General features: G+C 36.2%; 14 protein-coding genes. 9 read left to right on the top strand and 5 right to left on the bottom strand.

Going from position 1 to position 11,914, the window contains the following annotated elements:
• Positions 1-233 precede the first annotated feature (233 nt).
• Complete coding sequence (locus tag FHT21_RS03105) at positions 234-389, bottom strand: hypothetical protein (protein WP_167293307.1); 156 nt, start codon at positions 387-389, stop codon at positions 234-236.
• Positions 390-536: 147 nt separating this feature from the next.
• Here FHT21_RS03105 and mdh point away from each other — a divergent pair, with 147 nt between their 5' ends.
• From mdh to FHT21_RS03060, 9 genes are all read left to right on the top strand, one after another.
• Positions 537-1,475 (top strand): malate dehydrogenase, encoded by a 939-nt coding sequence (gene mdh, locus FHT21_RS03100; RefSeq protein ID WP_167293306.1) that lies wholly within the window; start codon positions 537-539, stop codon positions 1,473-1,475.
• 246 nt (positions 1,476-1,721) lie between these two features.
• On the top strand, positions 1,722-2,147 hold the full coding sequence (locus tag FHT21_RS03095) for an aspartyl protease family protein (protein WP_167293305.1): 426 nt from the start codon (positions 1,722-1,724) through the stop codon (positions 2,145-2,147).
• Between the two features lie 64 nt (positions 2,148-2,211).
• Complete coding sequence (locus FHT21_RS03090; protein WP_167293304.1) at positions 2,212-2,655, top strand: hypothetical protein; 444 nt, start codon at positions 2,212-2,214, stop codon at positions 2,653-2,655.
• Complete coding sequence (locus FHT21_RS03085; protein ID WP_167293303.1) at positions 2,636-3,031, top strand: group III truncated hemoglobin; 396 nt, start codon at positions 2,636-2,638, stop codon at positions 3,029-3,031. Before FHT21_RS03090 ends, FHT21_RS03085 begins: the two co-directional genes overlap by 20 nt.
• A gap of 63 nt (positions 3,032-3,094) precedes the next feature.
• Complete coding sequence (locus FHT21_RS03080) at positions 3,095-3,631, top strand: SRPBCC family protein (RefSeq protein WP_167293302.1); 537 nt, start codon at positions 3,095-3,097, stop codon at positions 3,629-3,631.
• A 260-nt stretch (positions 3,632-3,891) separates the two neighbouring features.
• The gene (locus FHT21_RS03075) at positions 3,892-4,569 is read left to right on the top strand and encodes a response regulator transcription factor (protein ID WP_167293301.1); all 678 of its coding nucleotides are present in this window, start codon (positions 3,892-3,894) and stop codon (positions 4,567-4,569) included.
• The gene (locus tag FHT21_RS03070) at positions 4,570-5,922 is read left to right on the top strand and encodes a HAMP domain-containing sensor histidine kinase (RefSeq protein WP_167293300.1); all 1,353 of its coding nucleotides are present in this window, start codon (positions 4,570-4,572) and stop codon (positions 5,920-5,922) included.
• A gap of 176 nt (positions 5,923-6,098) precedes the next feature.
• Positions 6,099-6,596: a hypothetical protein gene (locus FHT21_RS03065; RefSeq protein ID WP_167293299.1), complete on the top strand. Its 498-nt coding sequence runs from the start codon at positions 6,099-6,101 to the stop codon at positions 6,594-6,596.
• 24 nt (positions 6,597-6,620) lie between these two features.
• Positions 6,621-7,547 (top strand): bestrophin family ion channel, encoded by a 927-nt coding sequence (locus FHT21_RS03060; protein ID WP_167293298.1) that lies wholly within the window; start codon positions 6,621-6,623, stop codon positions 7,545-7,547.
• Positions 7,548-7,769: 222 nt separating this feature from the next.
• On the opposite strand, the gene FHT21_RS03055 is transcribed toward FHT21_RS03060, so the two are convergent.
• From FHT21_RS03055 to gyrB, 4 genes are all read right to left on the bottom strand, one after another.
• Positions 7,770-8,450 (bottom strand): hypothetical protein, encoded by a 681-nt coding sequence (locus FHT21_RS03055; protein ID WP_167293297.1) that lies wholly within the window; start codon positions 8,448-8,450, stop codon positions 7,770-7,772.
• Entirely contained in the window at positions 8,447-9,115 is a 669-nt protein-coding gene (locus FHT21_RS03050) for a hypothetical protein (RefSeq protein WP_167293296.1), read from the bottom strand. The genes FHT21_RS03055 and FHT21_RS03050 overlap by 4 nt, the downstream gene beginning before the upstream one ends.
• Entirely contained in the window at positions 9,115-9,453 is a 339-nt protein-coding gene (locus tag FHT21_RS03045) for a PadR family transcriptional regulator (protein ID WP_167293295.1), read from the bottom strand. The genes FHT21_RS03050 and FHT21_RS03045 overlap by 1 nt, the downstream gene beginning before the upstream one ends.
• A gap of 155 nt (positions 9,454-9,608) precedes the next feature.
• On the bottom strand, positions 9,609-11,567 hold the full coding sequence (gyrB, locus tag FHT21_RS03040) for a DNA topoisomerase (ATP-hydrolyzing) subunit B (RefSeq protein WP_167293294.1): 1,959 nt from the start codon (positions 11,565-11,567) through the stop codon (positions 9,609-9,611).
• Positions 11,568-11,914: the final 347 nt, after the last annotated feature.

The following is an 11,914-nucleotide window of genomic DNA, read 5'->3' as shown; positions in this document are numbered from 1 at the left end:
TCAGGATTTTATCAACAAAATATGGCTGTCAAACCTATCGGGTTTTAAAACTGATAGGCTTTTTTAAAGCATTAATCCCGAAATCATTATAAAGTTTATTATTTTCGGAAATAAGTAGTTTGGTCTTTCATCAGGCCTTCAGTCCCGCTTTCCATTTTGTAATACCAAGGCCCAGCCGGCAGCTACCATTGTAATCGGGTTTAGTTACCACGAGTAGTAGCATGATCTGGGGGCTAAACCTCGCAACTTTGAAAAACTGCGAGGCTTAAAGCAACAAAAAGATTCTTCGCTACGCTGCAGCTTTCGATAATATGTACCAATAAATCTGCTTCCATTTTAGGTTCGCGGCCATAATAAATACCGATATTAGAAATGGCTTTGTTTTCCATAATTTGTTAGAGCAAAAAATCATTGTTTAGTACTTGCTAAATAAATGCGGATTAAATTATAAAGTTTTGAAAAGGATTTTTAAACCTTATATTTATTTCTACCTTCGATTAGGATTTAACGATACGCAAACCATTAAAATAAAATATATGAAAGTAACGGTTGTTGGCGCAGGCGCAGTTGGTGCCACTTGTGCAGATAATATTGCCCGCAAAGAATTAGCGAACGAACTTGTATTATTAGATATTAAAGAAGGTTTTGCCGAAGGTAAAGCGATTGACATGATGCAAACCGCAACCCTTTTAGGTTTCGACACCAAAATTACCGGGGTTACGGGCGATTACAGCAAAACGGCTGGTTCTGACGTAGTAGTAATTACTTCAGGCTTGCCCCGCAAACCGGGGATGACCCGCGAAGAACTAATCGGTATTAATGCTGGTATTGTTAAAGGTGTTGCCGAAAATATTTTAAAATATTCTCCAGAAGCTATCTTCATCGTGATCAGTAACCCAATGGATACGATGACTTATTTAGCCTTAAAATCGTTAGGCCTGCCTAAAAACCGTATTATCGGCATGGGCGGAACGTTAGATAGCTCCCGTTTCAAATTTTATTTATCGCAAGCTTTAAATTGCAATCCTAACGATTTGCAGGGCTTTGTAATTGGCGGCCATGGCGATACCACCATGATTCCTTTAACCCGTTTAGCTACATACCAAAGTTTACCGGTTACTAATTTATTGGATAAAGCTACGCTAGATAAAGTTGCAGCCGATACTATGGTTGGTGGCGCTACTTTAACAGGCTTAATCGGTACTTCGGCCTGGTATGCACCAGGTGCCGCAGGCGCGGCATTGGTTGAAGCCATTTTGCGTGATGAGAAAAAACTGTTTACCTGCTGTGTTTCGCTCGAAGGTGAATACGGACAAGAAGATATATGTTTAGGTGTACCCGTAATTATTGGCCGAAATGGCTGGGAAAAAATCATCGATTTTAAATTAACTGAAGATGAACAGGCCGCATTTAACAAAAGCGCCGATGCGGTAAGAAATATGAATAGTGTACTGGCAGAAATGAAATTGGTTTAATACCATTCTGAAGATTAATTTTTAACGAAAGCATTTAATTACCAAGATAGGTTTCCTCGGTTCGTCATTCCCAATTCGATTGGGAATCTTAATGCAATTGGCTTTAAGATTCCCGCCTGCGCGAGAATGACGACCGTTCTTTTACATCCGTCTATTTTTAACCACCTGTTGGCAATTTTAATAGGACTATTCAGTAATTGACAACTACAAGCTGCTTTCTTCCTCAGTACAACATCAATAAACACAATGAAATCAATTTCAATTCCACTAAAACTGATAAACTTACAGGATGACGGTTTCCACCTTTTGGTAGAAGTTGTTGTTTTTAAGGAAAAACATTTTGCTGTTTTAGATACTGGTGCCTCGCGAAGTGTGTTCGATAAATCGTTGATTGAGCAACACCTCTCAGAAACCTTACAGGTATCTGACGAAATTAATGCAGCCACCCTTTTTACCACCACCACAACCATCCAAGCAACTATTCCTGAACTAAAAATCGGATCGTTAAAAATCAAGAACTACGAAACCGTGGCTTTCGATCTACAATCGGTGAGTGACACTTACCAACAATTTGGCCACCCACCTATTATGAGTATTATTGGTGGAGATATTTTAATGCAGTATAAAGCCGTTATTGATTACAAGAAAATGGTCCTTAGGCTTTATAGATAGTCGTAATTTAGTTTTATGACTTTGATCATTTTTATTAAGGTATTTTAAATGATATTTGAACCTGATGAAAAAGTTAATCACAATCTTTTGTGTTATTTTCTGGGCGGGTTTAATTGGTGGAATTAGTTTTTTAGAAGCTCCATTAAAATTCCAGGCTCCAGGAATTACCATCCCACTTGGCTTAGGCATTGGGCAACTAGTTTTTCAGGCACTCAATAAAATAGAGATTGTATTGGTTATCATCATTTTAGCCTGCTCCTTGCCAGCACCTTTAAAAAACAGCCGCAGTATTTTACTTTTCTCAGTTACAATCCTTTTAATGGTAGACACTTTTTGGTTACTGCCAGTACTCGATGAAAGGGCAAAACAGGTTTTGGCAGGCAATGCTCCAATCAAAAGTTATCACCATATTTTATACATCATTATCGACACTATAAAATTCCTGTCATTAATTGCACTGGGTTTTTTAAGTTTAAAATCGCTGTACCATGAAAAAAGATATTCATAATAGAGAAGATATTATGCTTTTAGTGGATTCATTTTACAAAAATGTTGTGCTTAACAAACAGATAGGTCCAATATTTACCGATGTTGCCAAAGTAGACTGGTCGCATCACCTTCCAAAAATGTACGATTTCTGGGAAAGTATTCTTTTCGGAAAAGCAATTTATAAAGGAAATCCTATGCTTAGCCATTTTGCCTTGAACGAACAGATAGCCCTGCAAACTGAAGCCTTCGAAACTTGGAAAAAACTATTTTTCCAAACTGTAGACGATTTCTTTGTGGGACCTAATGCAGATTTGATTAAACAAAAAGCACAATCTATTGCAGATTTGATGCACTTTAAAATAAATTTGCCGCAATCGAAGATTAAAATTGTTTAAGTTTTTTTACTTTGATTTAAACTGCTTTCTTTATAAATTTAATTAACCAAACTAAAATCAAACATGAAATTCCTCAAAATCTTACTTGGCATTATTGTCGTATTGGCAATAATCATTGTTGTAGGCGGCTTCTTCTTGCCAAAAAGTTATACCGTAAGCAGGTCTACTGTAATCAATGCTTCAGACAGCACCATTTACAAAAACGTTGTAGACTTTAAAGAATTCTACAAATGGAATCCTTGGGCAAAAATGGAACCTTCAGCAAAAAGTACTTATGGTGGCGTAGCAGGTGAGCCAGGTCATATATACGAATGGAAAGGTAAGGAGACAGGAAGTGGTTATATGAAAATAAAAAGTGTAACACCGAACAAACAGGTAGATATTGAATTAAAATTTATCGAACCTTTTGAAAGTTTGGCAGATACCAAATTCGATATCCAACCAGAAGGAAGTAGCAATAAGGTAACCTGGACAATGAGTGGAGAAAATAACCTGATCAGTAAATGGATGTGTGTATTTGTAAGCATGGATAAAATGATCGGTAAAGACTTTGAAGACGGACTAAAATTCTTGAAAGAAAAATCAGAAAAAGGGATCTAGAATACGGTGTCAGTTTGAGCATTGTCGAAAGATTTGCCAAAAGATACTGAAGCACGGAGTACCATTGTCATTCTTCGCTGCGCTCAGAACCTTTTAAAGTTGACGATGGCATAAAGACCTCTCAAAGGAGAGGTTTTTTTATGCTTCAATTTTAATAAGCCCAAACAATTGTGTCGGTTTTGCGTTAAAAAAGCATTAAAACCAGCTAACAATCAATTAATATTTTGTAATTCCCTATTTTTTAGATTACTTGCCAGCAAATGAATTTATTACTTGTAGAAGATGAACCGAGCGTTGTATCTGTAATTTCGAGGGGTTTAACCGACGAGGGATTTACCGTGAGTATTTCTCCAGATGGTTTAATCGGAAAACAGATGGCTTTAGAAAATCAATTCGACCTGATTATTCTCGATATCATGCTACCTGGAATAAACGGATTGGAGCTTTGCAAAATCATTAAAGAACAAAAACCAAATACCCCCATTATTATGCTTACGGCTTTGGGTACTACCGAAAATGTGGTAAACGGACTGGATAATGGTGCTGATGATTATTTAATAAAGCCATTCAAATTTGCTGAGCTTTTTGCAAGGATCAGAATGCTATTGAGGCGATACCGTGGAGTGGCTTCGCAAGATCAGATTATTTCCGTGGCAGACCTTCAGATTAATTTAAGCGCAAAAACGGTAAAACGAAATCAACAGGAAATTATACTTACGGCAACAGAATATCGGCTAATCGAATACATGGCCAAAAACAAATCTAAAATTTTATCCCGGATAGATATTTTAGAAAATGTTTGGGATATCGATTTTAACCTTGGCACCAACGTGGTTGATGTTTATGTTAATTATCTCCGCAAAAAAATAGATAAAAATGCCGATCAAAAGCTCATCCATACCGCAGTAGGTTTAGGTTATATATTAAAGGAAAAATAAATGGAGATAGCAAAGAAAATCACTTTACTTTTTGCAATTTTATCGGCAATTATTATCTCCTTATTAAGTGGTTTTGTTTGGTATTTTTCTAACGACTTCGCCTTTGAAGATTTTTATAAACGCCTAGAGGCCAGGGTTAATATTGCTGCCCAGATTAAACTCTACGAAGACGGTAACAATAAGGTTTACGCAAAAATGCGAAATCAATACCTGGAGCGGTTGCCTTCTGAGAAGGAATATATTATCGAAGCTGGCAAAACACCGGGTAAGGTTGACCGCGAATTACCGTCTACTTTTTATGACCGGATTAAGGCAGGCTATATGGCCCGTTACAGAGTAGAAAACCATTTCTACGCCGGAAAATACTTTAAGTATAACGATAATGGATATATCGTAATTGTTTCTGCAAATGATCCATTTGGTTTTCGGGAGTTAAAAGATCTTCAAAGAATCTTGATAATCGGTTTTTTCCTTTCAGTTATTTTATCTTTTGTTGTTGGCTGGAAATTCTCCAATTACATGTTAATGCCATTAAGAAATATAATTAAAAGCGTAAAAAAAATAAAAGCAGAAAATTTACATTTAAGGTTGGATGTAAAAAAAGGTAACGATGAGATGTCGCAATTGGCCCAAACCTTTAATAACATGCTTAACCGCTTAGAAACAGCTTTCGAAACACAGAATAACTTCATCAGTAATGCTTCCCACGAATTGAGAACACCATTAACCATTATTAGTGCTGAGGTTGAACTGGCGATGAAAAGCATCGAGGATACAGCAAAACAGGAAAAAGCTTTAGCGAAAATTAAAGATGAGGCAGAAAGATTAGAACATATCTTAACCAGTTTACTGGGCCTGGCACAATCTGGCTTTAATGGAAAAAACCAACCCTGGGAAGAGGTACGGATGGACGAACTGTTATGGGAAATTAAAGAATCAGTTAACCAGGTACACCCTAACAGTAAAATAGAAATCGACTTTACCAAACTTCCTGATGATGAAGAATTACTAACACTGAGGGCAAACAAAAACTTAATGAAACTTGCCATCAGTAATATTGTAAATAATGCCTGTAAATACTCAAATGAGAATTTGGTAAACATTAGTATCGAAAGCAATGCCAATATGCTTTCGATTGCGGTAACGGATAAAGGAATTGGAATACCGCAAACAGATATACAGCATATATTTGAGCCCTTTTATCGTGCATCTAACACCAATGATTTTAAAGGTTATGGTGTTGGCTTACCACTTTCACTAAATATCATCCGTTTGCACCGAGGTAGTATTGCCATTAAATCGCAAGAAGGAATTGGTTCAGAGATAAAGGTTTTATTGCCTACGAAAAGTTAGTGCATTAGTTCATTGGTTATCGCACAAATGAACTAATAACGAATGAACCAGTAAATCGGTCACTCCAAAAAAGAGTACGTTCTAATCTTATTCTAATCTTGCTCTTATTTTGCTGTAATAACATCGCGCTAAACTTGTATAAATAATTTTTCAATTCATTTAAACAAGATATAGCGATGAAAACAGTATTAGTACCAACCGATTTTAAATTAGAAAGCATTAAAATTATTGATGCGCTTGTTCAACATCAAAAAAATGAAAGCTTAAACATCATTTTTGTACATGCCTTTAAATTATCAGATTCGATAACCGATATGTTAATGTTGAGTCGCCGCAGCCGCGATTACGAAAATGTTAGCGATGAATTTTATCAGCAAATAAATCAAGCCAAGGCAAAGTACCCTACACAGATCAACACTATTGGGATCGAATATTTTTATGGAAGTACAGTAGCGGCTTTCAAAAATTTTATCGAAGCTTTTGATATAGAACGCATTGCCTACTTAAAAGAGTACAATTTTACGCCAATCAATAAATATAGCATCGACCCTAAGATATTGACAGAACGTGCAGGTTGTGAAGTAATTCAATTAAACACTTTGACCCTTCATACCAGCGAAAATTTAATTGACACCAAAATACACGAAACACAGTTACAAGAAACTAACGCTTAATTATCACATTTTAAACTTTATATCATGCTGTTACGAAATAATATTCCGCTCACTTATATATTCGGAAAGATCAAAAAAGAACTCCTGTTTGTGATTGGTTACTCCATAGGCATTGTGGTACTGTATGAAAACTTTCATGTTACACGCATTTCCATTCCTGTTGCTGTACCAGCTTTACTAGGAACAATCATTTCGCTTCTATTGGCATTTCGGTCTAACCAGGCCTACGATAGATGGTGGGAAGCCAGAATTCTTTGGGGTGCCATAGTTAACGATTCGAGAACCCTCTCCCGCCAGATATTATCATTCGTTGAGAATCCTTATGGTTTAGACGAAATTGAGGAATTTAAGGCCAGGTTTGTTAAAAGGCAGATTGCCTGGTGTTATGCCTTAAGTCAATCATTGCGTGGTTTTAATCCAAGAAAAGGTTTGGAAGAATACCTTTCTGCAGAAGAAGTGGCCTTCATCAAGAAACGCAAAAATGTAACCGCCACTATATTGGAATTACATGCCATGGATTTAAAAAGGGCACTACAGGAAGGTTGGATCAATAAATACCAGCAGATAGAAATAGACAAAACAATAACAGGTTTATGTAACCACATGGGGGGATCGGAAAGAATTAAAAACACCGTTTTTCCGGTTACTTATAGCAAATATATTAACATGTCTATCCATTTGTTCATTGTGTTACTGCCTTTTGGTTTAATTGAATACTTTGGTTACATGGAGGTCCCTTTAGTGGTTGCTATTGCCGCATTCTTTTTATTGGTAGAAAAAATGGCTGTTCATCTTCAGGATCCCTTCGAAAACAAACCTACAGATACTCCAACTACCACAATTTGCCGAACTATTGAACGCGATCTTTGCCAGATGTTAGACGATAATAAAATATATGAGGACAAACCTCAGACAGAATTGGCTCCGGTAGGATCATATTACATCCTGTAATAACCTCCAAAGCCTAAAAATAAATCTCCTTGTGAGATGGTTAGTTAAGGGCGGTGGCTTTCTCTTTGGATAAAGAGTGGCCATTTGCAATAGTGTATAACACAAAAGCCATTCATTTTTTTTGAATGGCTTTGTTTTTTTATAAAATGATCGTCATTGATAGGTACAAAACTATCTTAATGTGCACGCTAAAGCCTAGTGGCACATCACCATTCTTAATTCTTACAACACAAGTTTGTACTTATCCATTATATGCTTACTCGCTCTCATTCCAACCTTGGCCGTTTTAAGTGCAGCAATAAAATAAATTACAAATAAAGTTATCAGTACTGATACAATAAGAAAACTTCTGTTTAATGAGAAAATTTTTACTATTGTAACGCTTTTATCAATAGCTATATTCGTAATAGCTAAAAATGGACCTAAAAACATTAAAAAGGAAACAGATGATTTATATGACATGTATTTTTTATAAATAGAATCTTTGATATTATAGAGGAGCAAAAGCCCAATAACACCAAACATCCCAACGATGTATATCATATAAAAATCATCATTGCTTACTATCTCCTGAAGTTTGTAAACAACAAAACCTAGAAATAAAACCAACAGGATGTATTTATAACCAAAATAGTCCAGAAAGTTTTGCCAGAAAAATTTACTGTATTTTTTCTTCAATCCATTAACCACAGATTTTTGAATAACAGCAAAACCATCAGGTCCAAAAGCTTCTTGCGTATCATTTATTGCAGCATCAATACCAAGCAATGGATTTTCTTCCATTTTTTCTTCAACCGATGATGCTACGTGATCTAAAATCTCCAATTGAACATCAATGTAATTATAGCCTTTTTGCAGAATAAAAGACCTGATGTAGTCAAGTTGTTCTTTTGTTAAATTCATCTGTATGCAATAAGTATTTTAATTTTTTGGTTATAAAATTTCCTAAATGACCTTACATAAAGACTACAGAAAAAATATAATATGAGGAGTATGATAACTTTATTGTGCTCGCCTAAGGAAATTAAACTATCCTTGCTAACGAACCAATAGAAAGTAAAAACACTAACAAACAAACCAAAGCTAGATAAGCTACCTAAAGCATTATCGAAAATCGAATATTTCTTATTTTTTCTTTTACTGATCCATATTTTGGTATACATAAAAAGGGTTACAAGAATAAAACAAATAAAAATCGCTCCCATTATTGGTTTAGTATTAAAGGTTAAGCGTGTACCACCCCAATAAATAAAAACGCAAAGTATTAGATTCGCGATACTACTTAGTAAGCCGGGCCATTTAAACGAATTTATAAGTTCGTTTAGAAAAAGTTTTGCCTGTTTTTTATTGATCTGTTTTTGGTAAAGTTCTTCCTGCTGTTTAATCTCATTAAAACTTCCAAAATCATCATTGATAATTTTAGCAACCAATTCGGTACTGTAAGCCTCATCTTTATCTTCGAGGGCATTTACAACATGATCATAAACCTCATTATAGGTTTCTATGTATTTTGGTGCATCAAAAATATAACCCTTAATTTCCTGGTGCTGTTGGGCTGTTAGTCTCATTAAATTGCAGGTTTTAAGTTTAATAATAACTGTAGCTGGGCAATAAAATCTTTCGCTTCCTGCAATTTATTTACGACTTCTTTCTCTCCATCTTTTGATAAGGAATAATATTTCCTCACCCTGTTTTCTACCACTTCTGTTGTTGTTTCCAATAAACCTTCGGCTTCTAATTTATGTAAGGCAGGATATAATGCCCCCTCCTTTAACATTAGCTCGCCCTGGGTAATAGATTTTACTTTTTGAGTAATCTCATAACCATACATCTTCTCATTTTCTGATAAAAGATTTAAAATGATGGTCTGCAAAGTACCTTTAAATAATTCATTATTAACTGCCATACTCCAAATATATAAAAAACAATATACATAAGAAAACTATGTATATAAAATTTAAAGTTAATAACCTAAAAACAAAAAACCCTCTTCAAGATTTTAACTTAAAGAGGGTTTACCTATTTCGCTTTTAGCTTTAATTTTTAAGCTTTCGGCTCAACTTAAGCATCAATTTTTGCATATTTTGCGTTACGCTCAATAAATTCTCTGCGTGGAGCAACTTCATCGCCCATTAACATCGAGAAAGTATGATCACATTCTGCTGCACTTTCGATTGTAGCCTGCATTAAGGTACGTGTAGCAGGATTCAATGTAGTATCCCAAAGTTGCTCAGCGTTCATCTCACCCAAACCTTTGTAACGTTGGATGTGTACGCTATCTTCTTTACCTGCACCTTTTAATCGTTGTACAGCCGCATCGCGTTGTACATCATTCCAGCAGTATTCGAATTCTTTACCTTTTTTAACCTGATAAAGTGGTGGAGATGCAATGTAAACATATCCAGCTTCGATCAAAGCCCTCATATAACGGTAGAAGAATGTTAAAATCAACGTGGTAATGTGCGACCCGTCGATATCGGCATCCGTCATGATTACAATTTTATGGTAACGGAGTTTAGTTAAATTTAACGCTTTATTGTCTTCTGGCGTACCAATACTAACTCCGATTGCGGTAAACATATTTTTGATCTCATCGTTTTCATAGATCTTATGCTCCATCGCTTTCTCAACGTTCAAAATTTTACCTTTTAGTGGTAAAATTGCCTGGATGTTACGATCGCGGCCCTGTTTAGCGGTACCACCCGCAGAATCACCCTCAACCAGGAAAATCTCACATCTTTCTGGGTCACTATCTGAGCAATCGGCTAATTTACCTGGTAAACCCGAACCACCCATCACGCTTTTACGCTGCACCATTTCGCGTGCTTTACGCGCCGCAGCACGTGCAGTTGCCGCTAAGATTACCTTATTGATAATCATTTTGGCTTCTTTAGGGTTTTCTTCAAGGTAATTACCCAAAGCCTCTCCAACCGCAACATCAACAGAACCCATAACCTCACTGTTTCCAAGTTTGGTTTTGGTTTGTCCTTCAAATTGTGGCTCTTGCACTTTTACCGAAACAACCGCAGTTAAACCTTCTCTGAAGTCATCACCGGTGATTTCCATTTTTACGTTCTTTAATAAACCTTCCTTATCGGCATAATTTTTTAAAGTACGGGTTAATCCCCTACGGAAACCAGCTATATGTGTACCCCCCTCGTGGGTATTAATGTTATTTACATAAGAGTGAACATTTTCCGCATAACTGTCATTATACTGGAAAGCTAGCTCAACCGGAATACCGTTTTTGATCCCCTCGATATAAATCGGCTCTGCTAAAATTGAAGTACGGGTATCATCCAAAAAGGCAACAAACTCTTTTAAACCACCTTCTGAATGGAAAGTTTCTGAAAAGAAAGTGCCATCATCAAGTTTTTCACGCTCATCGGTTAGCGTTAATTTAATCCCTTTATTCAAGAAAGACAGCTCACGCAAACGGCCAGCCAAAGTATCATATTTATACTCAGTAGTTTGGGTGAAAATGGTTGCATCAGGACTAAAAGTTACAATGGTACCGCGTTTATCGGTTTCGCCCACTTCTTTAACATCGTATAAAGGTTTACCGATGTTATATTCCTGCATCCAGATTTTACCCTCACGGTGAACCTCGGCTTTTAAATGTGTAGACAGGGCGTTAACGCAACTTACCCCCACACCGTGCAAACCTCCTGATACTTTGTAGGTATCTTTATCGAATTTACCACCCGCGTGTAAAACCGTCATTACGATTTCAAGCGCCGATTTATTTTCTTTTGTATTAATACCGGTCGGAATACCACGACCATTATCTTCAACCCTGATGGAGTTACCTTCTAAAATTCTAACATCGATTGTATCTGCATGACCGGCTAAAGCCTCATCAATGGAGTTATCTACAACCTCGTAAACCAAGTGGTGCAAACCTTTTACACCAGTATCACCTATATACATTGAAGGGCGCTTACGCACCGCTTCCAAACCTTCTAAAACCTGTATATTATCTGCCGAATAATTTGACTTTAAATCCTGTTCTTCGCTCATATTTTAATTAAAAACAATAAGTATCAAAAATACGGAAATTTTGGCATTTAACCCAATATGTGGATAAGTTTTAGGGCATTAAAAAACGATAAACGCTCTGTACTAAAACATTAGGCATAAACCTAGTTAAGGCTGCTTAAACAGGCTTTTGAAAAGCAAACAAAGCACTACAAACAGAGATATAAAAACCCTATCTTTTTGGTCACTTACCAAACGTTCCTATGGAACGAAAACGCCAATTATGCAATTGGCAACCAACGGGCCGTATTGATGGGCCTAGAGAAGATTATTTAATTTCCAAACCATCCCGCTAGCAATTTCATGAAGTTAAGGTTTTTAACAACTGA

Source organism: Pedobacter sp. SG908 (assembly GCF_011759615.1).
Taxonomy (GTDB): domain Bacteria; phylum Bacteroidota; class Bacteroidia; order Sphingobacteriales; family Sphingobacteriaceae; genus Pedobacter; species Pedobacter riviphilus.
This window is presented reverse-complemented; position numbering and strand designations above follow the sequence as displayed.

Coding starts and splice junctions, on each gene's coding strand:
- FHT21_RS03075 (WP_167293301.1), top strand. CDS start 3,892: ATGAATTTATTACTTGTAGAAGATGAACCGAGCGTTGTATCTGTAATT.
- FHT21_RS03095 (WP_167293305.1), top strand. CDS start 1,722: ATGAAATCAATTTCAATTCCACTAAAACTGATAAACTTACAGGATGAC.
- FHT21_RS03105 (WP_167293307.1), bottom strand. CDS start 389: ATGGAAAACAAAGCCATTTCTAATATCGGTATTTATTATGGCCGCGAA.
- FHT21_RS03055 (WP_167293297.1), bottom strand. CDS start 8,450: ATGAATTTAACAAAAGAACAACTTGACTACATCAGGTCTTTTATTCTG.
- FHT21_RS03045 (WP_167293295.1), bottom strand. CDS start 9,453: ATGGCAGTTAATAATGAATTATTTAAAGGTACTTTGCAGACCATCATT.
- mdh (WP_167293306.1), top strand. CDS start 537: ATGAAAGTAACGGTTGTTGGCGCAGGCGCAGTTGGTGCCACTTGTGCA.
- FHT21_RS03050 (WP_167293296.1), bottom strand. CDS start 9,115: ATGAGACTAACAGCCCAACAGCACCAGGAAATTAAGGGTTATATTTTT.
- FHT21_RS03060 (WP_167293298.1), top strand. CDS start 6,621: ATGCTGTTACGAAATAATATTCCGCTCACTTATATATTCGGAAAGATC.
- FHT21_RS03065 (WP_167293299.1), top strand. CDS start 6,099: ATGAAAACAGTATTAGTACCAACCGATTTTAAATTAGAAAGCATTAAA.
- FHT21_RS03080 (WP_167293302.1), top strand. CDS start 3,095: ATGAAATTCCTCAAAATCTTACTTGGCATTATTGTCGTATTGGCAATA.
- FHT21_RS03085 (WP_167293303.1), top strand. CDS start 2,636: ATGAAAAAAGATATTCATAATAGAGAAGATATTATGCTTTTAGTGGAT.
- FHT21_RS03090 (WP_167293304.1), top strand. CDS start 2,212: ATGAAAAAGTTAATCACAATCTTTTGTGTTATTTTCTGGGCGGGTTTA.
- gyrB (WP_167293294.1), bottom strand. CDS start 11,567: ATGAGCGAAGAACAGGATTTAAAGTCAAATTATTCGGCAGATAATATA.
- FHT21_RS03070 (WP_167293300.1), top strand. CDS start 4,570: ATGGAGATAGCAAAGAAAATCACTTTACTTTTTGCAATTTTATCGGCA.